Origin of the sequence: Klebsiella sp. CN_Kp091 (assembly GCF_040065095.1) — a bacterium.
Lineage (GTDB): Bacteria > Pseudomonadota > Gammaproteobacteria > Enterobacterales > Enterobacteriaceae > Klebsiella > Klebsiella aerogenes.
Window position 1 is genome coordinate 62236 of record NZ_JBEAIO010000035.1, and the last position, 24519, is coordinate 86754.

A 24519-nucleotide genomic window follows, 5' to 3' on the forward strand; every position below is an offset into this window, starting at 1 on the left:
TTACGCCGCAAGCAACTCTTTCGCGTTCGCCAGGGTGTTGCGGGTCACCTCGCTACCGCCCAGCAGACGGGCCAGTTCCTGCAGTCTGGCGCGTTTATCCAGCGCATGCATGTGCGTCTCGGTCATCTCGCCATCGGTCTCTTTGCAGACGAAGAAATGATGGTGACCACAGCCAGCAACCTGCGGCAGGTGAGTCACGCACATGACCTGCGTGGATTCTCCCAACTGGCGGAGCAGTTTGCCGACCACCGCCGCCGTCGGGCCGCTGATGCCGACATCGACCTCATCGAAAATCAGCGCCGGGGTCTCCATTTTACGAGCGGTAATAACCTGAATAGCCAGTGCGATACGCGACAGCTCGCCGCCGGAGGCCACTTTAGCGATCGGCTGCAGCGGTTGCCCCGGGTTGGTGGTAACGCGGAACTCAATATGGTCGGCGCCTTCGGCGGTCAGATGGCGTTCATCAAAGGCGACATCAATGGCAAACACCCCGTGAGGCATAGAAAGTGAGTGCATACTTTCAGTAATCAACTGGGTGAGTTCGTCGGCGCTGCGCTGACGCAGGGCGTGCAGTTCTTGCGCCGTTTCCAGCGCCTGGCGGTGATGCTCAACGACCAGCTGGCTCAGCGACTCCAGCGAACCGGCGCTGTCGTCCAGCAGGCGCTGCTCATCCAGCATGGCCTGATAGAACGCCGGCAGCTCTTCCGGGGCAATCTGATGCTTACGCGCCAGCGCAATCTGCCGGGAAATGCGCTGTTCCAGCTCGAATAGACGGTTAGGGTCGAGATCGAGACGGTCATTGTAGTGGCGCAGCTCATCGGTCGCCTCGCTGAGCTGAATAGAGGCTTCATCCAGCATATCGAGCACGCTGGAGAGTTTGCTATCCATACCGACCAGCTCGCTAACCAGCTGTTTAGCGGTATAAAGCTGGCTTTGCAAATTGGCCTCTTCACCGTCGGCCAGTACCGTTAACGCATGCTGACAGGTACTGAGCAGCTGGCCGCTGTTGGCCAGACGTTTGTACTCTTCGTCAATCTGTTCGAACTCGCCCGGCAGAGGATTAAATTCGTTCAGCTCTTTGAGCTGGTATTGCAGCAGGTCTGCGCGGGCGGCGCGCTCCTGGCTCTGCTGCTGATGCTGCGCCAGCTCCCGGCAGCTCTGGTGCCACTGGCGGTAGCGCTCCGCCATGCGTTGAGTAAGCGCATACTCACCGGTATAACCATCAAGCAGGGTTTTCTGATGTTCGGCTTTGGTGAGTAACTGATGGGCATGCTGGCCGTGGATCTGGATAAGCAACTGGCCCAGCTCGCGAAGCTGAGAAAGAGGCACGGCGGTGCCGTTGATGAAACCGCGGGAGCGGCCGTCAGCGCTGATCACGCGGCGAAGTAAACACTCACGCCCGCTCTCCAGTTGGTTTTCTTCCAGCCAGCGCTGGGCGGCAGGGGTATCTTTCAGCGCGAAGCGCGCGCACAGGTCGGCACGGCTGGCGCCGCGGCGCACCATGTCAGCTTCGGCTCGGCCGCCGAGGCACAGCCCCAGCGCGTCGATGGCAATGGATTTCCCGGCGCCGGTTTCCCCGGTGATGGCGGTCATGCCGCTGTGAAAATCAATTTCCAGTTCACGAACGATAGCGAAATTGCTGATGGTGAGTTGCGCCAACATAGCTGCCTTCCTGTATGAAAAACCATTACTGTGTTTTCGTACAGTATAAACTGGTTTTTTATCCAGTAAAGAGGCAGCTTGTAAAATCAGAACAATTTTTTCGACCAGCCCAACTTAGTGCTTAATGTATTGAAATAGCTGTAGTCTTTCGGGTGAATCAGATTAAGGTGATAATCACAGCGGCGGATGAGCACATCTTCGCCGTCCTGGATGGGTAGCGCAATCTGGCTGTCGCAGCTGATTTCCAGATCGTTGCAGCGCTGCGAGAAGCGCAGGCGAATGGTGCTATCGCCGTTAATCACCAGCGGCCGCGCTGATAGCGTATGCGGGAACATCGGCACCAGGGTGATGGCGTCCAGAGAAGGGGTGAGAATAGGGCCGCCGGCAGAGAGCGAATAGGCCGTCGAACCGGTAGGCGTGGAGATGATCAGGCCGTCGGAGCGCTGGGAGAAGGCGAACACTTCATCGATATAGACCTCGAACTCAATCATGTGCGCGACTTTACCCGGATGCAGCACTACTTCATTGATAGCCGTGCTGATGCGCTTCTGGCAGTCATGCTGGCACACCTGGGCTTCCAGCAGAAAACGTTTTTCGGCGATATAGTGGCCTTCAAGTACGTCGGCCAACTGCTGGAGCGCGTTATCCGGGTCAAGGTCGGTAAGAAAACCAAGATTGCCGCGGTTAATGCCGATGACGTTGATGTCATAGCGCGCCAGGGTACGCGCCGCGCCGAGCATATTGCCGTCACCGCCGACTACCACCGCCAGATCCGCCTGCTGGCCGATTTCCGCCAGCGTGCCGGTTTTAACATTGCTAAGCTGGAGTTCATGGGCGATTTGCTGCTCGACCAGCACCTCATAGCCTTTGCCGCATAGCCAGCGCCAGAGCATTTCATGTGTGGTCAGGGCGGTTGGGTGACGAGGGTGTCCCACAATGCCGATACACTTGAAATGGTTCTTCATGATCTGGATGTCCTTGGGTTAAATGAATGATGACAATCTGTCTGCTTCCCTTGAATCCCGGAAACTGATCCCCATAATAAGCGAAGTTAGCGAGATGAATGCGAAAAAAACGCGGAGAAATTCATGAGTAGTAAAGAACAGAAAACGCCTGAGGGGCAAGCCCCGGAAGAAATTATCACGGAGCAGCACGACAACGTAGAGGCGGTAGAGCCTGAGGTTTCTGCTGAGCAGGTGGATCCGCGCGATGAAAAAATTGCGAATCTGGAAGCACAGCTGGCCGAAGCGCAAAAGCGTGAACGTGATGTGATGCTGCGCGCAAAAGCGGAAGAAGACAACCTGCGTCGTCGCACCGAACAGGATATCGAGAAAGCGCATAAATTCGCCCTGGAGAAGTTCGTCAACGAACTGCTGCCGGTTATCGATAGCCTGGATCGCGCGCTGGAAGTGGCTGATAAAGCTAACCCGGATATGGCGCCGATGGTTGAAGGGATCGAACTGACTCTGAAATCGATGCTGGACGTCGTGCGTAAGTTTGGCGTGGAAGTGGTAGCCGATACCAACGTACCGCTGGATCCTAACGTGCATCAGGCTATCGCCATGGTCGAGTCTGACGATGTGGCTGCCGGTAACGTACTGGGTGTTATGCAGAAGGGATATACCCTGAACGGTCGTACTATTCGCGCCGCAATGGTAACCGTCGCGAAAGCGAAGTAATTCGCTAGTTCGCCAGTAACGGCTGCCTGCGGGTGGCCGTTTTTATTGGCTTTAAATAAAAAAACGGCGAACCGAAGTTCGCCGTTGTTCTTTGCTGGCTGCGCTATTCGGCCACGCTTTCGCGTAATGATTTCACCGGCATCACCTTCACCTGCTTAATCATATTGTCCTGTACGTCGAGAATATCGATATCATACTGTTCGATACGTACGCGGGTTCCAGGGACCGGGATCTCCTCCAGCGCTTCCAGAATGATGCCGTTAACGGTACGCGCGTCGTCTTCCGGCAGGTGCCAGTTGAACGCTTTGTTGATTTCCCGCACGTTGGCGCCGCCGTCAATAATCACCGAGCCGTCATTAAGCGGCGTCACTTCTTCGGCAAGGGTCGGCGACATCGAGGTGGTGAAGTCTCCCACAATCTCTTCAAGAATATCCTCAACGGTGACCAGTCCCTGAATATCACCATATTCATCAACCACCAGGCCGACTTTCTTTTTATTACGCTGGAATTTCACCAATTGCGTGCTGAGCGGCGTACCTTCCGGCACAAAGTAAATCTCATCTGCCGCTCGTAACATGATCTCTTTTGTGAACTCTTTCTTTTCCGTCATCAGACGATAGGCTTCACGGACGCGCAGCATGCTGATGGCATCGTCCAGCGAATCACGATACAGCACGATACGGCCATGCGGCGAGTGGGTTAGCTGGCGGACGATAGATTTCCAGTCATCGTTGATATCGATACCGACGATCTCATTGCGCGGCACCATGATGTCATTAACGCTGACCTTTTCCAGATCCAGGACCGACAGCAGCATGTCCTGATTCCGCCGTGAGATTTGTGAACGGGATTCATTCACAATCGTTCGCAGTTCATCTTTACTCAATGCGCCGCTAATAACGTGATCGGTCTTAATGCCCATCATGCGCATCAGTACGCGGGTAATGGTGTTCAACAGCCACACCAGCGGCATCATCAATACCTGTAGCGGCGCCAACAGGAAACTGCTGGGGTAGGCAACCTTTTCCGGGTACAGGGCGGCAATGGTTTTAGGTAAGACTTCGGCAAACACCAGCACGACAAAGGTGAGCACGCCGGTGGCGATAGCCACGCCGGCGTCGCCGTACAGACGCATGCCGACGATGGTTCCCAGCGCCGAGGCCAGGATATTGACGAGGTTGTTGCCGATGAGCACCAGGCTAATGAGGCGATCCGGCTTACGCAGCAGCTTTTCCACCCGCTTAGCCGGGCGGTTGCCTTGTTTCGCCATATGGCGCAGCCGATAGCGGTTCAGCGTCATCATGCCGGTTTCGGAACCGGAGAAATAGGCGGAGATAATCACCATGATGATCAGCGTGACGATCAGCGTGGTGGTAGAAATGTGTTCCAGGAGAGACTCCTTAGTCTTTAACTAACAAACTGCTGCAGGACGCGGCTGCCAAAATAAGCCAGGGTCAGCAGCCCGGCTCCGGCGACGTTAAACCAGACCACCCGGCGGCCGCGCCAGCCTTCGTGGTAGTGCCCCCACAGCAGTACGATATAGACAAACCAGGCCACGATAGACAGCACCGCTTTATCAATATTTTCGGTATTAAACAGGTTGTGCATATAGAACAACCCGGTGCACAGCGTCAGGGTCAGCAGCACGACGCCAACCTGGGTGATATGAAACATTTTACGCTCAATACTCATCAGCGGCGGCATTTCGCTGCTGAAAGCCAGCTTTTTATTTTTAAGCTGATAGTCAATCCACGCCAGCTGCAGCGCGTACAGCGCGGCGATGATAAGCGTGGCGTAGGCAAAGAGCGACAGGCCGATATGCACCAACATCCCCGGGGTGGTTTCGAGGTGGGTGATGTACTCGTTAGGCACGAAGGTGGCGAAGGCGAGGTTGATCAGCGCGAAAGCGTATACGATCGGTAGCAATAGCCAGCCGCGATTACGCGAGGCGACGATGGTCATCACCGTACAGATCATCAGGCTGACCAGCGAGCCGACGTTAAGTAAGCTGAGATTTTGCCCACCTTCGCCGCCGGGGAAAATACGTGACTCCAGCGCGAAGGCGTGGCAAATCAGCGCTATCGTCGCGGAGAGAATCGCCATCCGCCGCCAGCTGCTGTTTTTTTGCAGCAGGCCAGGGATGATCAGCGCAAGGCTGATGGAGTAGGCGACAAGGGCAAGTAGAGCAAACACAGGCATAGGAGCGTCGACTGTTGACTAAATAAGAAAGAGAAGCAGTATAGCGTCACGCGACGTCTGCTCCAACCGTTGCAGCACATTCAGGTTTATGTCGTGTTATACTGCGCCAAATTCGTATTTTTGTGTCGCTGCGGCGACCGACCGTTTCCACCTCAGGCGAGAGACAATGTTTGATAATTTAACCGATCGTTTGTCGCGTACGCTGCGCAACATTAGCGGCCGCGGACGCCTTACCGAAGACAATATTAAAGACACCCTGCGCGAAGTGCGCATGGCGCTGCTGGAGGCCGACGTCGCGCTTCCGGTGGTGCGTGATTTCATCAGCCGCGTCAAAGAGAGCGCGGTAGGCCATGAAGTCAATAAAAGCCTGACGCCAGGTCAGGAGTTCGTCAAGATTGTCCGCAACGAGCTGGTTGCGGCGATGGGCGAAGAAAACCAGACGCTGGATTTAGCCGCGCAGCCGCCGGCCGTCGTCCTGATGGCGGGCCTGCAGGGTGCGGGTAAAACGACCAGCGTCGGTAAGCTGGGTAAATTCCTGCGCGAGAAGCACAAGAAAAAAGTGCTGGTCGTTTCCGCAGACGTATACCGCCCGGCGGCGATTAAACAGCTGGAAACGCTGGCAGAGCAGGTCGGCGTGGATTTCTTCCCGTCCGACGTTGGCCAGAAGCCGGTTGATATCGTCAACGCGGCGCTGAAAGAAGCGAAGCTTAAATTCTACGACGTGCTGCTGGTGGATACCGCCGGCCGTCTGCACGTCGATGAAGCGATGATGGACGAAATCAAACAGGTCCACGCCGCGATTAATCCGGTTGAGACGCTGTTTGTCGTCGATGCGATGACCGGTCAGGACGCGGCGAATACCGCGAAGGCCTTTAACGAAGCGCTGCCTTTGACCGGCGTGGTGCTGACCAAAGTAGACGGCGACGCCCGCGGCGGTGCGGCGCTGTCGATTCGTCATATCACCGGCAAGCCGATTAAATTCCTCGGCGTCGGCGAGAAAACCGAAGCGCTGGAGCCGTTCCACCCGGACCGTATCGCTTCCCGTATTCTCGGCATGGGCGACGTGCTGTCGCTTATCGAAGATATCGAGAGCAAAGTTGACCGCGCGCAGGCCGAGAAGCTGGCATCCAAGCTGAAGAAAGGCGACGGTTTCGATCTGACCGACTTCCTTGAGCAACTGCGCCAGATGAAAAACATGGGCGGCATGGCCAGCCTGATGGGCAAACTGCCGGGCATGGGGCAAATTCCCGATAACGTGAAAGCGCAGATGGACGACAAAGTGCTGGTGCGTATGGAAGCGATCATCAACTCGATGACGATGAAAGAGCGCGCCAAGCCGGAAATCATCAAAGGTTCGCGTAAACGCCGTATCGCCGCCGGTTGCGGGATGCAGGTGCAGGACGTGAACCGCTTGCTGAAGCAGTTCGACGACATGCAGCGCATGATGAAGAAGATGAAGTCGAAAGGCGGCATGATGAAGATGATGCGCGGGATGAAAGGGATGATGCCGCCAGGTTTTCCTGGCCGCTAATACGCGTCATAATTCAAGCCGCAGATGCGTTGGCTGCGTTCGTTCACCCCGGTCACGTACTTGTGTACGCTCCCGGGGATTTACTCACTTGCCGCCTTCCTGCAACTCGAATTATTTAGCGTATGTAGTTTTGAATTGATTTTTGCACAGAAATCAGTAAAATTTTCGGGCTTTTAATATGACACCGGGCTCCGTTCCTCGATGGGGCCCGGTTGTTTTATTCACACAAGAGGATGTTATGGTAACTATTCGTTTAGCACGTCACGGCGCTAAAAAGCGTCCGTTCTACCAGGTTGTTGTCACCGACAGCCGTAATGCACGCAACGGTCGCTTCATCGAGCGCGTTGGCTTCTTCAACCCGATCGCTACCGAGAAAGAAGAAGGCACCCGCCTGGATCTGGATCGTATCGCTCACTGGGTTGGCCAGGGCGCTACTGTTTCCGATCGCGTTGCCGCGCTGATCAAAGCCGCTAACAAAGCAGCTTAATCTGTCACGGTGGTCATGATGAGCAAGCAACACACCGCACAAGCACCTGTTGATCCGATTGTATTGGGCAAAATGGGTTCTTCCTACGGTATCCGTGGTTGGCTCAGAGTGTTTTCCTCCACCGAAGACGCTGAAAGCATTTTTGACTATCAGCCCTGGTTAATCCAGAAGGCGGGTCAGTGGCAGGTTGTTGAGCTGGAAAGCTGGCGCCACCACAATCAGGACATCATCATCAAGCTGAAAGGCATTGACGATCGTGATGCGGCGAATCTCCTGACTAATTGCGAAATTATCGTGGATTCATCGCAGCTGCCGGCGCTGGAAGAGGGCGACTATTACTGGAAAGACCTGATGGGCTGCCAGGTAGTTACCACCGAAGGCTATAGCCTGGGTAAAGTCATTGATATGATGGAAACCGGGTCGAATGACGTTCTCGTCATCAAGGCAAACCTGAAAGATGCATTTGGCATCAAGGAGCGGTTGGTTCCGTTCCTCGATGGGCAGGTTATCAAGAAAGTCGATCTCGCTACTCGTACTATCGAAGTAGATTGGGATCCTGGTTTTTAAATTCTCCGGATAAACGGTAAAAGACGGCGCTATGTGGATTGGCATAATTAGCCTGTTTCCTGAAATGTTCCGCGCAATTACCGATTACGGGGTAACTGGCCGGGCAGTAAAAAATGGCCTGCTGAGCATCGAAAGCTGGAGTCCTCGCGACTTCGCTCATGACCGGCACCGTACCGTGGACGATCGTCCTTACGGCGGCGGACCGGGGATGCTAATGATGGTTCAACCCTTACGGGATGCCATTCATGCAGCAAAAGCCGCGGCAGGTGAAGGCGCAAAGGTGATTTATCTGTCACCTCAGGGACGCAAGCTTGATCAAGCGGGCGTCAGCGAACTGGCAACGAATCAGAAACTGATTCTGGTGTGTGGTCGCTACGAAGGGATAGACGAGCGCGTAATCCAAACCGAAATTGACGAAGAATGGTCAATCGGCGATTACGTTCTCAGCGGTGGTGAGTTACCGGCAATGACGCTGATTGACTCCGTTTCCCGGTTCATTCCGGGAGTACTGGGACATGAAGCATCAGCAACGGAAGATTCCTTTGCTGATGGGTTGCTGGATTGCCCGCACTATACCCGTCCTGAAGTGTTAGAAGAGATGGAAGTACCGCCAGTATTGCTGTCGGGAAACCATGCTGAGATACGTCGCTGGCGTCTGAAGCAGTCGCTGGGCCGCACCTGGCTTAGAAGACCTGAACTTCTGGAAAACCTGGCTCTGACTGAAGAGCAAGCAAAGTTGCTGGCGCAGTTCAAAAGCGAACACGCGCAACAGCAGCATAAACATGATGGGCAGGCGTGAGCCCCCAATATCAGTTTACCCAGGATAAGAGATTAAATTATGAGCAACATTATTAAGCAACTTGAACAAGAACAGATGAAGCAGGACGTACCTTCCTTCCGTCCGGGTGATACCGTGGAAGTGAAAGTATGGGTTGTTGAAGGTTCCAAAAAACGTCTGCAGGCATTCGAGGGCGTGGTTATCGCTATTCGTAACCGCGGTCTGCACTCTGCATTCACTGTTCGTAAAATTTCCAACGGCGAAGGCGTTGAGCGTGTCTTCCAGACTCACTCTCCGGTAGTTGACAGCATTGCTGTTAAACGTCGTGGTGCTGTACGTAAAGCTAAACTGTACTACCTGCGTGAGCGTACCGGTAAGTCTGCTCGTATCAAAGAGCGTCTTAACTAAGATTCGCTTTCGCGACATCCTGATAGAAAGGGCTGGCCAGATGGCTGGCCCTTTTTTTATCTAAATTTTAACTATTTTGATGTAAATCAATTACAATATCGCCCGGATTTCGGAGGGGCGGTGAACGGCACTATTTTCTCACAACCAGCATTTCAACGGCGGGCCGGCTGGCTGGCGCTGTTTGCGATCCTGCTGATCGTGGTGGCGCCGCTGATCTCCGTTTCGCTGCAGAAAGATCCCATGAGCGCAATGCCGGGAATGCATCATGTTATGCCGATGGGCGAGTCTCATGATGGGATGTCCGGGCATGAGATGGCCATGATGCACGGCGCTGACAGCGCGTCACAGCCGGCGCATAGCATGCCGGTTGATCACGCCGAAGCCTGCGGCTATTGCGTGCTATTAGCGCACGTACCGGGGCTGCTGTTCGCGCTGGCGCTGTTCTTCGCCATGATCCTGCGGCGCATTCGCCTGCCGGTTTCTCGCCCGGTATTAAAACACTGGCACTACTTCCCCTGGCTCTACCCTGAAACCCGCGCGCCGCCGCGGCTGTCTGCTTTTTCCCTTTAATAAAAATGAATCTGCGTACTGCGCAACGACCTCTTTTGCTTTAAAAAAGGAAGAGTATGACAACCTGCACCTCGCGCGCGGCATGGTTAAACCTGCTGCGGCGCCTCCATTTCTATATTGGTCTGTTTATCGGACCATTTATCTTTGTCGCGGCCTTTACCGGCACGCTGTATGTCGCCACGCCGCAGCTGGAAAACTGGCTGTACCATGACGCCTTACAGGGCTCGCTCAAGGGCGAAAAACAGCCGCTTAGCGCGCAAATTGCCGTCGCCAAAGAGGCTACGCAAAACAATCTCCGCCTGCAGGCCGTGCGCCCGGGTATTACCGCCGGCGAAACGACGCGGGTGATGTTTGCCGACCCGCGGCTGGGGGAATCAGAAAACCGGGCTATTTTTGTTGACCCGGTGACGCTACGGGTCAAAGGCGATCTGACGGTTTACGGTACCAGCGGTATTTTACCGCTGCGCCAGTGGATTGATTACGCGCATAAATCATTGCTGCTGGGCGACGGCGGCAGACTGTACAGCGAACTGGCGGCCTCCTGGATGTGGGTCGCGGCGTTGGGCGGTATTGCGCTATGGGCGATGACCCGTCCGAAACGGCGGATAAATAATCGGCTGCAAAATACCCGCCGTCTGCACGTGATGCTGGGCTGGATGTTACTGGTTGGGATGTTACTGTTTTCCGCCACCGGCTTAACCTGGTCGCAGTGGGCGGGCGGTAACGTCGATAAGATGCGCGCCGCGTTTGGCTGGCTAACGCCGCAGGTCAATACGCAACTTCATGGCGGGGAGGCGATGCCGCCCGATCCGCACGCCGGGCACCACATGGCGCATATGGCAATGGATGAGCCACAGGTGAAAGTGACTGCGGATCGGTTCGATAGCGTATTACAGGTAGCGCAGGCCGCAGGGCTGACGGCCAGCAAGCTGGAGATCCGGCCGCCAAAAGGCGCGGGAATGGCGTGGACGGTGAATGAAATTGACCGTAGCTGGCCGACGCGGGTCGATGCGGTGGCCATCGATGGCGAGACGTTACAAGTCGTGGATCGTACCCGCTTTAGCGATTTCCCGTTGATGGCTAAGCTGACCCGTTGGGGCGTCGATTTTCATATGGGTTTACTGTTCGGGGTGGCGAACCAGTTGCTGTTGGTGGCATTCGGATTGGCCCTGTGCGTCATGATCGTCGTCGGCTATCGCCTGTGGTGGATCCGCCGTCCGGCGCAGAGTGCGTTTAATCCTGCACAAACGTTGGTGCAAGCGTGGCTGGGGTTAAGTGTCGCCGCCCGGGCGCTTGCGCTGTTAATAGCGCTCCTGCTCGGGCTGGCGGTGCCGCTGATGGGCGTCAGCCTCGCGGCGTGCCTCGTGGTTGATTACCTGCGCTGGCGCGCGGCTTCAGCGATGAGGCTGGCAAAGTCGGTAGACTAACGTACTTAAGGCGTGCTGATCACCACGGTAACGCGGCGGTTTTCAGCACGGCCTGCCGCGGTATCGTTGCTGGCGATGGGGTACTTTTTACCTAACCCGCGGGTGGTTAAATTACTGCGCGGGATCTTCGCGCCTTCAGCCCAGGCATCCGCCACGCTGTTGGCGCGCTTTAATGACAGCGCTTCGTTGTAGCTGTCTTCGCCGTAGTTATCGGTATGACCTTCAAGACGGCTATGGGTAATACCGGTTTCAGCTAACCGTGCGGCCATACTGTGGATTTGCTGCTGGCTGTCGGGACGCAGGCGATAGTCGTTTTTGTCAAACAGAATGCTGTCAGACAAACCTAAAGACCAATCACCGGCGGCTTCGGTAAAGCCGTAAGACTTCATTGCCGCGACCTGTTCTTTCGAGAACTTACCTGGCGCCTGGCACCCAGTGAGGAGAAATGCAGCCAGAAGAGTGGGCGCAATAAATTGCCTGAGCATAGTAATTCCTTCTTATTTTTGTGTGTGATGAAAACGCTGGTTTTTCATCCGATACATATTCTGATCGGCCAGTTCCTGCAGCTCCTCCACCGAGGTGTGTTCCCAGGTCAAAGCATAGCCAATACTTAGAGAGAGCGTTGCCGTGTGGCCATTGTGGAGGTTAAATGGCTGAAGAAACTGTTCGGACAGCGTTGCGCAAAGCGCCTGGACTTCGGTTTCGGTATGCACATCGTGCAATAAAATGGCGAATTCATCGCCGCCCAGGCGCCATGCCTGGTGTTGGTCGCCAACGAATGCCATCAGGCGGCTGGCGACCTCAATAAGGACTTTATCGCCGGCGGCGTGTCCCCAGTTATCGTTAATGAGTTTGAAATTATCGCCGTCAAGAAACAGCAGCGCCGAACTATGACGTGCCGCGTCATCGTCCATCAGCTTCCCGATGACGTTGCGAAACGCCGCGCGATTCGCCAATCCCGTTAGTGGATCATGCAACGAGCTGCGCAGCAGTTGCGCATTTTTCGCCTGTAGTTGACGCTGCCAATCCTCCATTTCTCCGAGCAGGCTATTGAAGTCCTGGGCGAAGAGATGGAATTCCTCAATACGCTCTTCCGGTACACGGCGCGAGAAATGGCGGTTTTCGCGGATATCATGTACCACTTCGGTAATACTTTGCAGCGCGGCGACAATACCGCGGTGGAGAGAATGGGTGAGCATCAGGGCGATAACGGACGCCAGCAGAATACTACCGGTCAACACGATCAGCGAAGTACCAAGAAAATGACTGATTAACCGATCGAGCGCCTTCAGACGAAGCTCACCGATTATTTTCCCCTGATGCCAGATTGGCTGGACGGTCGGTTCAGGAAACAGCCATTTACTAATATAACCACTGAATTTTTCGTTTTTAACTAAGGCGTCATTACACCATTCGGCGAAATGGCGCTGACGGCTGTCCAGCAGCATAGCTTCGGAAAATTGTCCCTGTCTTCCAAGCGTCGCCAGCGTATCTTCTGCGGCGGTAGCATCGCCAAAAACCAGCGCCGCTTCGAGACTGCGGCCCATGGTTGCCGCGGTGAGCTCAAGATTTTTTTGCGCGTACTGTTTTAAAGTGATGACAGAGGCGGCACTGAGCAAAAGCCAGACCAGCGTCATCGAAATCACTACGCTTATCATACTGATTCGGCGTAACGCGTTTTTGAAAGTGGGGCGCGGGGCCTGAGAAAAATCCTTATTCATGTGATTTCTTCCGGGCAAGCATCAGTACGTCCGGATTGACCCGTACACCGCTATGCGTCAGGACATCCAGATTAACGGAAAACCTCACCCTATCGTCATTTATGAGCAAGCAAAAAGCGCTGCCAAAAGAGCAATCGGTATTTTGTTCCGCTATGAGTAATAGAGGACGGGAGCCATATTTTTTTGTTAATGCAGACTGCTGATCCGGGGTTTCGCTGCCGAAATACAAACCGTCGCAGCTGGCCTTTAGGGCTTCCTGTGAATTTCGAACTATCACCGGTTGATAAGGTAAATTTTCCGGCGCTTCCTGAGCCAAACTGCGGATATATCGGGAGGTGGAAAAAACGCATAACTTCGGCGGGCCGGATAAATTTGGCCAGCGCGTATAAGTCACAATCCCCGAAACTATGGCGCGAACGTTCTCAGATGTCTCAGCGGCAAAAGCGGGAACTCCCGCGATGAGCAAAAAGAAAAGCAAAAATAGACGGTAAAACTCTTTCATTAACGGGTCCGTCAAATCGTTATTGCACGGGAAACGCAGTTCGCAGTTGCCTGAGCGGAGAATAGCATTATTGGCAAAAAGCGTCATTAGCTGCCCCGGCCGCTTTGAGATAATCCTTACCAGGAATTTTAGTAAAGGAATGCATAAAGCGCGGCGGCAAAAAGAGTCTTTCGTTATGTGTACATTTATGTGAACACTTTTCTGCTAATCCAATGTCAATTATTTTGCTGGTGTAAATTAATGTTTACGTAATATGGATTGATATCTTTACTTTATATGGTATGGTTACGTCATGCCCGCTGAGGCAACAACTATCGCAAACGAGCTATACAGGATCGCCATCATGCAAAAAGACGCGCTGAATAACGTACATATTACCGATGAACAAGTTCTGATTACCCCGGATCAGCTGAAAGCCGAATTCCCGTTAACCGTGGAGCAGGAAGCGCAGATCGCGCATTCCCGCCTGACTATTTCCAACATTATTGCCGGCCGCGATCCGCGTCTGTTGGTGGTCTGCGGTCCTTGCTCAATCCACGATCCGGAAGCTGCTATCGAATATGCTCGTCGATTTAAAGCCCTTGCCGCAGAGGTCAGCGATAGCCTCTACCTGGTGATGCGCGTCTATTTTGAAAAGCCACGTACCACCGTTGGCTGGAAAGGGCTGATTAACGATCCGCACATGGATGGCTCGTTTGATGTTGAAGGCGGTCTCAAGATAGCGCGTCGCCTGCTGGTTGATTTGGTCAATATGGGCCTGCCGCTGGCGACAGAAGCGCTCGATCCTAATAGCCCGCAGTACCTTGGCGATCTGTTCAGCTGGTCCGCCATCGGCGCGCGTACCACCGAATCGCAGACTCACCGTGAAATGGCATCCGGTCTGTCGATGCCGGTTGGTTTTAAAAACGGTACCGATGGCAGCCTGGCGACGGCGATCAACGCCATGCGCGCCGCCGCGATGCCGCACCGCTTCGTCGGTATCAACCAGGCCGGCCAGGTTTGTCTGCTGCAGACCCAGGGGAATCCGGATGGTCACGTCATTCTGCGCGGCGGCAAAGCGCCTAACTACGGCCCGGAAGACGTTGAGAAGTGCGAAAAAGAGATGGCGCAGGCGGGACTGAAACCGTCGCTGATGATAGATTGCAGTCATGGTAATTCCAATAAAGACTACCGTCGTCAGCCGGCGGTTGCGGAATCCGTCGTCGCGCAGATCAAAGATGGCAACCGTTCCATCATTGGCCTGATGATTGAGAGCAATATCCACGAAGGCAATCAGTCTTCTGAGCAGCCCCGTTGCGATATGAAGTACGGCGTATCCGTCACCGATGCCTGCATCAGCTGGGAAACTACCGATGCACTGCTGCGCGAGCTCGATAGCGATCTGCGCGGACATCTGGCGGCACGTCTGGGTTAAGAGGATTGTATGGTTGCTGAACTGACCGCATTGCGCGATCAAATTGATGAAGTTGATAAGGCGCTGCTTGATTTGCTGGCAAAGCGCCTGGAGTTGGTGGCGGAAGTTGGCGAGGTTAAGAGTAAATATGGCCTGCCGATTTACGTACCGGAACGCGAAGCCGCGATGCTGGCTTCCCGCCGGGAAGAGGCGGCGGCGCTCGGCGTGCCGCCGGATCTTATCGAGGATGTCCTGCGCCGGGTGATGCGCGAATCGTATTCAAGTGAAAACGACAAAGGCTTCAAAACGCTGCATCCGAATCTGCGCCCGGTGGTTATTGTTGGCGGCGGCGGGCAGATGGGGCGTCTGTTTGAGAAGATGCTGACGCTGTCAGGTTATCAGGTGCGGGTGCTGGAAAAAGAAGACTGGCCGCGGGCGACAGAGATTGTCGCCGATGCCGGGATGGTTATCGTCAGCGTTCCGATCCATACCACAGCAGAGACGATTTCGCGTCTGCCGCCGCTGCCGGCGGATTGCATTCTGGTCGATCTGGCTTCCATCAAAGCCGAGCCGCTGCAGGCGATGCTGGCGGCGCATAACGGCCCGGTATTGGGATTACACCCGATGTTCGGTCCGGATAGCGGCAGCCTGGCGAAACAGGTGGTGGTGTACTGCGACGGGCGTCAGCCGGAAGCGTATCAGTGGTTCCTTGAACAGATTCAGGTCTGGGGCGCGCGACTGCACCGCATCAGCGCCGTTGAGCACGATCAGAACATGGCGTTTATTCAGGCGTTGCGTCACTTTGCCACTTTCGCCTATGGCCTGCATCTGGCCGAAGAGAACGTTCGTCTTGAGCAACTATTGGCGCTCTCTTCGCCGATTTATCGGCTGGAGCTGGCGATGGTGGGGCGTCTGTTTGCCCAGGATCCGCAGCTGTATGCCGACATCATTATGTCGTCAGAAAATAATCTGGCGTTGATTAAGCGCTACTACCAGCGTTTCGGCGAAGCGATTGGCCTGCTGGAGCAGGGCGATAAACAGGCGTTTATCGACAGCTTCCGTAAAGTCGAACACTGGTTTGGCGATTACGCCCAGCGCTTCCAGAGCGAAAGCCGCACGCTGCTGCGTCAGGCGAATGATAATCGACAGTAAGTCCGCTAAACGTGTATACAATAAAGCCAGAGGGGTAACCCGCTGGCTTTTTTTATAGGGATGAAAAGATGGCTCAACCGCAACCGCTGTTTGATTACGTCGGGCACCTGCCGGAATGCCCAACCTGGAGCGATGCCGAACAGGCACTGTACTGGGCGGATATTCTTGAGTGCGAAATTCACCGCTACGATACACGCAGTAAAGAACACCAGGTTCTGCAATTTCCCGAAGAAGTGGGCTGCTTTGCTCTGCGCGAGAAGGGCGGTTTTATCGTCGCATTACGTAGCGGTATCTGGCTTTGTGATGCCCGTGGTCTGCTGCAACGCAAAATCTGTGATAACCCAAGTAACCCGGATCTGGCGCGTTTTAACGACGGCGGCACCGACCGGGATGGCCGTTTTTACGCAGGCACCTTCTGGGGGCCGGGGGATTACAACGGCGCGCTTCTGGTACGGATTGATAATGACCTGACGCCAAAGGTGGTGCAGTGCGATATTCATGGTGCTAATGGTCTGGCGTTTAGCGACGATAAGCGCTGGATGTATACCTCCGATACGCCGAACGCGGTCATTTACCGCACGCCGCTGGATGAGCAGGGCGAGCCGGGCAAACGGGAAGTATTTCGTCGTTTCCATCCGGGAGAGGGGATCCCTGACGGTGCGGCGGTTGATGAAGAAGGCTGTTACTGGAGCGCGATGTTTGACGGCTGGCGGATTGCCCGTTTTTCGCCGAACGGAGAACAACTGGAAGAGTATTGCGTGCCGGTGCGTTGCCCCACGATGGTGTGTTTCGGCGGCGCGGATATGAAAACGCTCTACATCACTACCACCCGGGAAAATATGGACGCCGACGAAGTGGCGCAATATCCGCTTTCCGGCGCCATCTTCACCCTGCCGGTTGCGGTGGCAGGGATGAAGAAACGGCAATTTATTGAACGTTAAGCCGGGTCGACCGGCACGACGTTTTCGCTTGGGTAACAGCCCAGTACTTTCATCGAACGGGTAATTTCGGCCAGCTCTTTTAAGGCTTTACGTAGCGGAAGGGATTCCAGGTTGGCCTGAATATCCAGATAAAACATCTCTTCCCACGGGTTACCGTGGATTGGCCGCGATTCCAGCTTGCTCATGATCAGGTTGTGGTTACGCAGCACCAGTAGCGCTTCAACCAGCGCGCCTGCCTGTTGGCCGGTGGCGATTAACAGCGTCGTTTTCGCCGGCACCTGATCGGATACGTTCACCGCTTTACGCGCCAGTACCAGGAAACGAGTGATGTTTTGCGTCTGGTTAGCCTGGCAGTGCTCCAGCACCTGCAGCCCGTACAGCGCGCCGCCGGCCTCGCTACCCAGCGCGGCAACGGTGGGGGATTTTGCCTGCGCGACCTTTTCCATCGCCGCCGAGGTACTCTCGGTGTACTCGATTTTCCAGTGCGGATAGCGGCTTAAATACTGGCTGCACTGCTGGAACGGCTGCGGATGGCTATAGACGGTCTTGATCTTATCGGCGTCCGTTGAGGAGGAAACGAGCACACAGTGATCGATTGGCAGCGTCAGTTCGCCGACGATCGACAGACAGGTATGCTGCAGCAGATCGTACACATCGTTGATCCCGCCGGAGCTGGTGTTTTCAATCGGCACGACGGCGTAATCGGCCTGACCGGTTTCGACCTGCTCAAAGATATCGGCGAATTTCGCGCAGCCGCTTTCGATAAATTGCTCAAAATGACGCGCGGCGTACTGGCGCGCGGCAAGATGTGAGTACGAGCCTTTAGGCCCCAGGAAGGCGATACGCGCGGAGTGGGGGTTAATCTTATTAAGATGCTGCTGCAGAAGCGCCTGCTGGGTAAGAACGGAGTCTTCAATAATCAGCTGGAACAGGCGGGTAATGTAGTGGGCGTCCAGATGGTGCTTTTTGCCAAGCGTCATTAAACGCTCCAGCAGGTCGCGTTCGCGGTCGATATCGCGTACCGGACGGTGCGATTCCAGCTTCGCTTTCCCGACTTCCACCGCCAGGCCGCGGCGTTCAGCCAGCAGCGCGAGCAGTTTTTCATCCAGGGCGCTTATTTTGTCGCGCAGGGCCAGTAATGGGTTTTCCTCGGTCATGATTGTGTTGCCTTTCTTGTTATCAATAAAAAAGGCCTCCCGCGTGGGAGGCCTTGTTATTCGTCTTCGCATTCTTTCTTATACGACGAACCGCCTCCCAGTCAGGGGAAGGTAAAAAAGAATGCGAAGAAGAACGGGAGTCGTTTCACGATGAATTCCTTAGGTTAGTGTGGATTACAGTACCTGTACTGTTTTCATCCTGTCAATTAAAAAACGAAAAACGCGCCCGAAGGCGCGTGGCATGACACAACTTAAGTTAAGGATTACTCTTCTTCTTCCACAAAGCCTGCCTCTTTCACCGATGTGGCGGCGCGGCGGGCTTCCCCTTTGTGTTGCACTTTATTCAGCTGCCGTTCCAGCTTGTTGATCAATTCGTTAATGGCGGCGTACATGTCTTCATGACGCGCGCTGGCAACCAGATGACCGTTCGGCGTATTGATGGTTGCGTCAGCAATAAAACCCTGCGGCTCCTTAGAGAGAATGATGTGCGGGTTGATTAAATGAGTTTGCCACTTATCCAGTTTGGCGAGACGGTCTGCGACATGCTGGCGGATTGCCGGAGTAATTTCCATTTGTTTACTGGTAATGTTCATTGTCATAAATTTTACCTCTTGTCTTTCCCGTCTTGGTGAACCCAGCATACCTCGCCCAATGTCAAAATATGTGATCTAAATCACATTTAAATGTCACTTTTTGTCAACGAATTCATTTTGTGAGACAGGACAGGAACGGATGAGATTTTACTTGTCGAAATGAAGAAAGGGGGCCATATTTGATGAGTTAACTCGGCGCTAAACCGCTTCAGCGCTGGTGTTCATTGAATAAAAAAACGGCAGCCAGGGGCTGCCGTTTTGCTTTCTGCTATCACCCTCAGGTGTTTTTGCCGTTGGCGGCGATGATTTTGGCGACTTTGTCAGCCTGCGCGTTCATTTGCATCTGACGATAGGCGTTTTCCATCTTCGGCAGCGCATCGCGAGTGGCCTGCGTATCCGGGTAGTTACGCAGCATACCGTCAACGCGGTTCACGACGGCAACCCAGGCGCCGCGGTCGGTGTAATAATCCACCACCGATAGCTCATACTTCGCCAGACGGTCTTTCAGGAACACCAGACGCTTGTAGGCGTCAGTGGCGTACTGACTGTTCGGATAACCGCGAACCAGCTTCGAGAAATCATTGAATGCGTCGCGAGCGTGCTGCGGGTCGCGGTCGGAACGATCGACGCCGAAGAAGCCCTGCAGGGCGCTGTCATCAAGGGCCATGTTAGTCAGGCCGCGCATATAGATGACGTAATCAATGTTTGGATGCGTAGGATTCAGACGAGCGAAACGATCGATTGCGGCTTGAGCCAGCGGCAAATCGGCGTTTTTGTAATACGCATAAATCAGGTCCAGCTGTACCTGTTGGGAGTAAGGACCAAATGGATAGCGATTATCCAACGCTTCCAGTTGCGTTATTGCCTGTTTCCAGTTACCGTCCTGCAACTTTTGCTGGGCGGTCGCGTAAATTTCATTCGGCGGATTATCAGGCACCTCCTCCTTTGAGCCAGAGCAACCCACCAAAGCCAGGCTCAGTGTGGCTGCTGCCACCAGGTATTTCATGCGCGTCATGACGTTTTGACTTCCTCAAAATGTTTATGCGGGAGAATCTCTGTTCCTGCTCCCGATTAAGACCAGCTACAATAGCACACTATATTAAACGGCAAAGCCGTAAAACCCAACGTTAAACGAAGAAGCTGTATATGGCACAACGAGTACAACTCACCGCAACGGTGTCCGAAAATCAACTCGGTCAACGCTTAGATCAGGCTTTGGCCGAATTGTTCCCGGATTATTCACGTTCGCGGATAAAAGAATGGATCCTTGACCAGCGCGTGCTGGTAAACGGCAACGTCATCGACAAGCCGAAAGAAAAAGTTTTTGGCGGCGAGGCCGTCTCTATCGATGTTGAGATCGAGGAAGACGTGCGTTTTGAACCGCAGGATATTCCGCTCAATATCGTCTATGAAGATGACGACATCCTGGTCATCAACAAACCACGTGATTTGGTTGTGCACCCCGGTGCGGGCAACCCTGACGGTACTGTGCTGAATGCGCTGCTGCATTACTATCCGCCCATTGCCGATGTCCCTCGCGCGGGAATTGTTCACCGTCTGGATAAAGACACCACCGGCCTGATGGTCGTGGCGAAGACTATTCCGGCGCAAACGCGTCTGGTCGAGTCGCTGCAGCTGCGCGAAATTACCCGCGAGTATGAAGCGGTGGCCATCGGCCATATGACCGCTGGCGGTACGGTTGAAGAACCGATCAGCCGTCACCCAACCAAGCGTACGCATATGGCGGTTCACCCGATGGGTAAACCGGCGGTGACCCATTACCGCATTATGGAGCATTTCCGTATCCACACCCGTTTGCGCCTGCGTCTGGAAACCGGCCGTACCCACCAGATTCGCGTCCATATGGCGCATATCACCCATCCTCTGGTGGGCGATCAGGTTTACGGCGGCCGTCCGCGTCCGCCGAAAGGGGCATCGGACGAGTTCATCAACGCGCTGCGCAAATTCGATCGCCAGGCATTGCACGCGACCATGCTGCGTTTGTATCACCCAATAACCGGCATTGAGATGGAATGGCACGCGCCGATCCCGCAGGATATGGTGGAACTGATCGACGCCATGCGCGCCGATTTTGAAACCCATAAGGACGATATTGACTGGCTATGACAAAGCTGATTGTTCCGCAGTGGCCTATGCCGAAAGGCGTAGCGGCCTGTAGTTCTACTCGTTTGGGCGGCGTGAGCCTGCCTCCGTATGACTCGTTGAACCTTGGCGCCCATTGCGGCGACGATCTCCTGCATGTCGAAGAAAACCGCCGGCGGATGTTTGCCGCTGGGGGTTTACCCTCTTATCCGGTGTGGCTGGAGCAGGTGCACGGCACCATGGTACTAAAATTGGATGGCGGGCCGTACGTGTCAAAACGCGCCGATGCGTCATACTGTAATAGGCCGGGTACCGTTTGTGCGGTGATGACCGCGGACTGCCTGCCGGTGCTGTTCTGTAACCGCGCCGGAACCGAGGTGGCGGCGGCGCACGCCGGATGGCGCGGCTTATGTGAAGGCGTACTGGAAGAAACGGTCGCCTGCTTTAAAGATAAACCGGAAAATATTCTGGCCTGGCTTGGTCCGGCAATTGGCCCAGAGGCGTTTGAAGTCGGTGCGGAAGTACGCGAGGCTTTCATCGCCAAAGATGCCCAGGCGGAGAGCGCCTTCCGTCCTGCCGGTGAAAAATATTTTGCTAATATCTATCAATTGGCTCGTCAGCGTCTGGCTAACGTCGGCGTTGAGCAGATTTTCGGCGGCGATCGTTGCACTCTAAGTGAAAAGGATGATTTTTTCTCTTATCGTCGCGACAAGACCACAGGTCGTATGGCAAGTTTCATTTGGCTGATATAACCTAGAGAATCAAGACGATCCAGAAGGCAAACTTATTTTTCACATAGTTCAGGTCTTTAACCTTGAATAATTGAGGGATGACCTCATTTAATCTCCAGTAGCAAATTTGACCTGTTTATGGGAGGAGTTATGCGTCTGGATCGTCTTACTAATAAATTCCAGCTTGCTCTTGCCGATGCCCAGTCGCTAGCACTCGGGCACGACAACCAATTCATCGAACCACTTCATCTAATGAGCGCCTTGCTGAATCAGGAAGGGGGATCGGTACATCCTTTATTAACCTCGGCGGGTGTTAACGCCGTGGCGTTACGTAGCCAAATCGAACAGGCGCTGAGCCGTTTACCGCAGGTAGAAGGTACCGGCGGCGACGTGCAGCCGTCTCAGGATCTGGTGCGTATTCTCAATCTTTGCGACAAGCTGGCGCAAAAGAGAAAGGATAACTTTATTTCGTCAGAACTGTTCGTTCTGGCGGCGCTTGAATCACGCGGTACGCTGACCGACCTGCTGAAATCTGCCGGAGCAACAACCGCCAATGTGACTCAGGCGATTGAACAAATGCGCGGAGGTGAAAGCGTGAACGATCAGGGTGCCGAAGACCAACGTCAGGCATTGAAAAAATTTACCGTCGATCTGACCGAACGGGCCGAACAAGGCAAGCTGGACCCGGTGATCGGCCGTGATGAAGAGATCCGTCGTACCATCCAGGTACTTCAGCGCCGTACTAAAAACAACCCGGTGCTGATTGGTGAGCCTGGGGTGGGTAAAACAGCAATCGTCGAAGGACTGGCGCAGCGTATCGTCAACGGCGAAGTACCAGAAGGGCTGAAAGGCCGTCGGGTATTGGCGCTGGATATGGGCGCGCTGGTGGCCGGGGCGAAATATCGCGGTGAATTCGAAGAGCGTCTGAAAGGCGTGCTGAACGATCTGGCGAAACAGGAAGGCAACGTTATCCTGTTTATCGATGAGCTGCACACCATGGTCGGCGCGGGTAAAGCCGACGGCGCGATGGATGCCGGCAACATGCTGAAGCCGGCCCTGGCGCGCGGTGAACTGCACTGCGTCGGCGCCACCACCCTTGATGAATACCGCCAGTACATTGAAAAAGACGCCGCGCTGGAACGTCGTTTCCAGAAAGTGTTCGTTGCCGAGCCGACGGTAGAAGATACCATCGCGATTCTGCGCGGTCTGAAAGAACGTTATGAACTGCACCACCACGTGCAGATCACTGACCCGGCCATCGTGGCGGCGGCGACCCTGTCGCATCGCTATATTGCTGACCGTCAGTTGCCGGATAAAGCCATCGACCTTATCGATGAAGCGGCCTCCAGCATCCGTATGCAGATAGACTCGAAGCCGGAAGAGCTAGACCGTCTCGATCGCCGTATCATCCAGTTGAAGCTGGAACAGCAGGCGCTGAAGAAAGAGGCGGATGAAGCGAGCCTGAAGCGTCTCGATATGCTTAATGAAGAGCTGGCGGACAAAGAAAGTCAGTATTCGGTGCTGGAAGAAGAGTGGAAAGCGGAAAAAGCATCGCTCTCCGGTACGCAGACTATTAAAGCTGAGCTGGAACAAGCCAAAATTGCTATCGAACAAGCACGTCGTCTTGGCGACCTCGCGCGGATGTCCGAACTGCAATACGGTAAAATTCCGGAGCTGGAAAAACAGCTGGCGGCAGCCACCCAGTCTGAAGGCAAAACGATGCGCCTGTTACGTAACAAAGTAACCGATGCCGAGATTGCCGAAGTGCTGGCGCGCTGGACCGGGATTCCGGTGGCGCGCATGATGGAAAGCGAGCGTGAGAAACTGCTGCGTATGGAGCAGGATCTACATCATCGCGTCATTGGCCAGGATGAGGCGGTTGAAGCGGTATCCAACGCCATTCGCCGTAGCCGCGCCGGGTTGTCTGACCCGAACCGGCCAATTGGTTCGTTCCTGTTCCTCGGCCCGACCGGGGTGGGTAAAACCGAGCTTTGCAAAACGCTGGCTAACTTCATGTTCGACAGCGACGACGCGATGGTGCGTATCGATATGTCCGAGTTTATGGAGAAACACTCCGTCTCGCGTCTGGTCGGTGCGCCTCCGGGATACGTGGGTTACGAAGAGGGCGGGTATCTGACCGAAGCGGTCCGTCGTCGTCCTTATTCCGTCATCCTGCTGGATGAAGTGGAAAAAGCGCATCCGGATGTATTTAACATTCTGCTGCAGGTGCTTGACGATGGTCGCCTGACCGACGGGCAAGGGAGAACGGTCGACTTCCGTAATACGGTTGTCATCATGACCTCTAACCTCGGTTCCGATCTGATCCAGGAACGTTTCGGCGAGCTGGACTACGGTCATATGAAGGATCTGGTGCTTGGCGTGGTTAGCCAGCGCTTCCGTCCGGAGTTTATCAACCGTATTGATGAAGTGGTGGTCTTCCATCCGTTGGGTGAAAAACACATTGCTTCTATTGCGCAGATCCAACTGCAGCGTTTGTATAAACGTCTGGAAGAACGCGGCTATGAAGTGCATATGTCCGATGAGGCGCTGAAGCTGCTCAGCGAAAATGGCTATGACCCGGTATACGGCGCGCGTCCATTGAAACGTGCCATCCAGCAACAGATAGAGAACCCGTTAGCTCAGCAAATCCTCTCTGGCGAGCTGGTTCCGGGGAAAACCGTCGAGCTGGTGGTGAAAGACGACCGTATCGTGGCAGTGCAGTAAGTCACAAAACGACAAAAACGGGCCCTCTGGGCTCGTTTTTGTTTAAAAACCAGGCAAGAATTAAAGTCCAAACGATGGTTTGGTTGAAAAGTGAGCGCTTGAATTGTTTTTTTGAATTTATGCTTGTCACTTCAGAATTACTCCCTATAATGCGCCTCCACTGACACGGAACAACGGCAAACAAGCCGCCGGGT

26 protein-coding genes and 1 other annotated feature are annotated in these 24519 nt (G+C 54.5%); of the genes, 14 read left to right on the forward strand and 12 right to left on the reverse strand.

Going from position 1 to position 24519, the window contains the following annotated elements:
- Positions 1-1662, reverse strand: coding sequence for a DNA repair protein RecN (gene recN, locus ABLV17_RS13975; protein WP_271032924.1), 1662 nt, complete (start codon positions 1660-1662; stop codon positions 1-3).
- Between the two features lie 86 nt (positions 1663-1748).
- Positions 1749-2627 carry an NAD(+) kinase gene (nadK, locus tag ABLV17_RS13980; protein ID WP_015370252.1) on the reverse strand — a complete coding sequence of 293 codons (879 nt, stop codon included), beginning with the start codon at positions 2625-2627 and terminating at the stop codon, positions 1749-1751.
- A 123-nt stretch (positions 2628-2750) separates the two neighbouring features.
- On the opposite strand from nadK, the gene grpE reads away from it, so the two are divergent.
- Positions 2751-3341, forward strand: a complete 591-nt coding sequence (gene grpE / locus ABLV17_RS13985; RefSeq protein ID WP_015370253.1) for a nucleotide exchange factor GrpE — start codon at positions 2751-2753, stop codon at positions 3339-3341.
- Positions 3342-3444: 103 nt separating this feature from the next.
- Here grpE and ABLV17_RS13990 read toward each other — a convergent pair whose 3' ends face one another.
- Positions 3445-4731, reverse strand: a complete 1287-nt coding sequence (locus ABLV17_RS13990; RefSeq protein WP_026612238.1) for an HlyC/CorC family transporter — start codon at positions 4729-4731, stop codon at positions 3445-3447.
- 17 nt (positions 4732-4748) lie between these two features.
- Positions 4749-5540 (reverse strand): inner membrane protein YpjD, encoded by a 792-nt coding sequence (locus ABLV17_RS13995; protein WP_015703199.1) that lies wholly within the window; start codon positions 5538-5540, stop codon positions 4749-4751.
- A 166-nt stretch (positions 5541-5706) separates the two neighbouring features.
- Between ABLV17_RS13995 and ffh the strand changes: the two genes are divergently transcribed.
- From ffh to ABLV17_RS14030, 7 genes are all read left to right on the forward strand, one after another.
- Positions 5707-7071, forward strand: coding sequence for a signal recognition particle protein (gene ffh / locus ABLV17_RS14000; protein WP_020078159.1), 1365 nt, complete (start codon positions 5707-5709; stop codon positions 7069-7071).
- A gap of 238 nt (positions 7072-7309) precedes the next feature.
- The gene (gene rpsP / locus ABLV17_RS14005; protein ID WP_015370257.1) at positions 7310-7558 is read left to right on the forward strand and encodes a 30S ribosomal protein S16; all 249 of its coding nucleotides are present in this window, start codon (positions 7310-7312) and stop codon (positions 7556-7558) included.
- A gap of 18 nt (positions 7559-7576) precedes the next feature.
- On the forward strand, positions 7577-8125 hold the full coding sequence (gene rimM / locus ABLV17_RS14010; RefSeq protein ID WP_015703198.1) for a ribosome maturation factor RimM: 549 nt from the start codon (positions 7577-7579) through the stop codon (positions 8123-8125).
- Between the two features lie 31 nt (positions 8126-8156).
- Positions 8157-8924, forward strand: a complete 768-nt coding sequence (gene trmD / locus ABLV17_RS14015; protein ID WP_008806092.1) for a tRNA (guanosine(37)-N1)-methyltransferase TrmD — start codon at positions 8157-8159, stop codon at positions 8922-8924.
- A gap of 39 nt (positions 8925-8963) precedes the next feature.
- Positions 8964-9311 (forward strand): 50S ribosomal protein L19, encoded by a 348-nt coding sequence (gene rplS / locus ABLV17_RS14020; RefSeq protein WP_002914145.1) that lies wholly within the window; start codon positions 8964-8966, stop codon positions 9309-9311.
- A gap of 120 nt (positions 9312-9431) precedes the next feature.
- Positions 9432-9881 (forward strand): DUF2946 domain-containing protein, encoded by a 450-nt coding sequence (locus ABLV17_RS14025; protein ID WP_271032925.1) that lies wholly within the window; start codon positions 9432-9434, stop codon positions 9879-9881.
- A 56-nt stretch (positions 9882-9937) separates the two neighbouring features.
- Positions 9938-11308, forward strand: a complete 1371-nt coding sequence (locus tag ABLV17_RS14030; protein WP_271032926.1) for a PepSY-associated TM helix domain-containing protein — start codon at positions 9938-9940, stop codon at positions 11306-11308.
- 5 nt (positions 11309-11313) lie between these two features.
- On the opposite strand, the gene ABLV17_RS14035 is transcribed toward ABLV17_RS14030, so the two are convergent.
- Genes ABLV17_RS14035 through ABLV17_RS14045 form a run of 3 tightly spaced genes read right to left on the reverse strand, consistent with a single transcriptional unit; the run spans position 11314 to position 13531 of the window.
- Positions 11314-11793 (reverse strand): OmpA family protein, encoded by a 480-nt coding sequence (locus tag ABLV17_RS14035; RefSeq protein ID WP_047066771.1) that lies wholly within the window; start codon positions 11791-11793, stop codon positions 11314-11316.
- 12 nt (positions 11794-11805) lie between these two features.
- Positions 11806-13029: a diguanylate cyclase DgcN gene (dgcN, locus tag ABLV17_RS14040; RefSeq protein ID WP_348854334.1), complete on the reverse strand. Its 1224-nt coding sequence runs from the start codon at positions 13027-13029 to the stop codon at positions 11806-11808.
- On the reverse strand, positions 13022-13531 hold the full coding sequence (locus tag ABLV17_RS14045; protein WP_026612240.1) for a YfiR family protein: 510 nt from the start codon (positions 13529-13531) through the stop codon (positions 13022-13024). Before ABLV17_RS14045 ends, dgcN begins: the two co-directional genes overlap by 8 nt.
- A 343-nt stretch (positions 13532-13874) precedes the next feature.
- Between ABLV17_RS14045 and aroF the strand changes: the two genes are divergently transcribed.
- From aroF to ABLV17_RS14060, 3 genes are all read left to right on the forward strand, one after another.
- Positions 13875-14945 carry a 3-deoxy-7-phosphoheptulonate synthase AroF gene (aroF, locus tag ABLV17_RS14050; RefSeq protein WP_271032928.1) on the forward strand — a complete coding sequence of 357 codons (1071 nt, stop codon included), beginning with the start codon at positions 13875-13877 and terminating at the stop codon, positions 14943-14945.
- A 9-nt stretch (positions 14946-14954) separates the two neighbouring features.
- Complete coding sequence (gene tyrA, locus ABLV17_RS14055) at positions 14955-16076, forward strand: bifunctional chorismate mutase/prephenate dehydrogenase (protein WP_015703194.1); 1122 nt, start codon at positions 14955-14957, stop codon at positions 16074-16076.
- A 68-nt stretch (positions 16077-16144) separates the two neighbouring features.
- The gene (locus tag ABLV17_RS14060; protein WP_308957865.1) at positions 16145-17017 is read left to right on the forward strand and encodes an SMP-30/gluconolactonase/LRE family protein; all 873 of its coding nucleotides are present in this window, start codon (positions 16145-16147) and stop codon (positions 17015-17017) included.
- On the opposite strand, the gene pheA is transcribed toward ABLV17_RS14060, so the two are convergent.
- The 4 genes from pheA to bamD all read right to left on the reverse strand — a co-directional run bounded on the left by pheA (position 17014) and on the right by bamD (position 19782).
- Positions 17014-18174 carry a bifunctional chorismate mutase/prephenate dehydratase gene (gene pheA / locus ABLV17_RS14065; protein WP_271032931.1) on the reverse strand — a complete coding sequence of 387 codons (1161 nt, stop codon included), beginning with the start codon at positions 18172-18174 and terminating at the stop codon, positions 17014-17016. The two genes, ABLV17_RS14060 and pheA, sit on opposite strands and share 4 nt — an antisense overlap.
- Positions 18175-18199: 25 nt before the next feature.
- Positions 18200-18324 (reverse strand) — a sequence feature (Phe leader region).
- Entirely contained in the window at positions 18276-18323 is a 48-nt protein-coding gene (gene pheL, locus ABLV17_RS14070) for a pheA operon leader peptide PheL (RefSeq protein ID WP_100279143.1), read from the reverse strand. (Overlaps the previous feature by 48 nt.)
- A 113-nt stretch (positions 18325-18437) precedes the next feature.
- A complete protein-coding gene (gene raiA, locus ABLV17_RS14075) occupies positions 18438-18773 on the reverse strand; it encodes a ribosome-associated translation inhibitor RaiA (protein ID WP_002914111.1) in 336 nt (111 codons plus the stop codon).
- Between the two features lie 271 nt (positions 18774-19044).
- Positions 19045-19782, reverse strand: coding sequence for an outer membrane protein assembly factor BamD (gene bamD, locus ABLV17_RS14080; RefSeq protein WP_015370268.1), 738 nt, complete (start codon positions 19780-19782; stop codon positions 19045-19047).
- A 131-nt stretch (positions 19783-19913) separates the two neighbouring features.
- Here bamD and rluD point away from each other — a divergent pair, with 131 nt between their 5' ends.
- The 3 genes from rluD (at position 19914) to clpB (ending at position 24325) form a co-directional block, all read left to right on the forward strand.
- On the forward strand, positions 19914-20894 hold the full coding sequence (rluD, locus tag ABLV17_RS14085) for a 23S rRNA pseudouridine(1911/1915/1917) synthase RluD (protein WP_213317995.1): 981 nt from the start codon (positions 19914-19916) through the stop codon (positions 20892-20894).
- A complete protein-coding gene (yfiH, locus tag ABLV17_RS14090; RefSeq protein ID WP_271032932.1) occupies positions 20891-21622 on the forward strand; it encodes a purine nucleoside phosphorylase YfiH in 732 nt (243 codons plus the stop codon). The genes rluD and yfiH overlap by 4 nt, the downstream gene beginning before the upstream one ends.
- Positions 21623-21751: 129 nt before the next feature.
- Positions 21752-24325: an ATP-dependent chaperone ClpB gene (gene clpB, locus ABLV17_RS14095; protein ID WP_015703191.1), complete on the forward strand. Its 2574-nt coding sequence runs from the start codon at positions 21752-21754 to the stop codon at positions 24323-24325.
- Position 24326: 1 nt separating this feature from the next.
- Here the strand turns inward: clpB and ABLV17_RS14100 are convergent.
- The coding region (locus ABLV17_RS14100) for a hypothetical protein (protein WP_348854336.1) at positions 24327-24519 on the reverse strand (193 nt) is incomplete at its 5' end.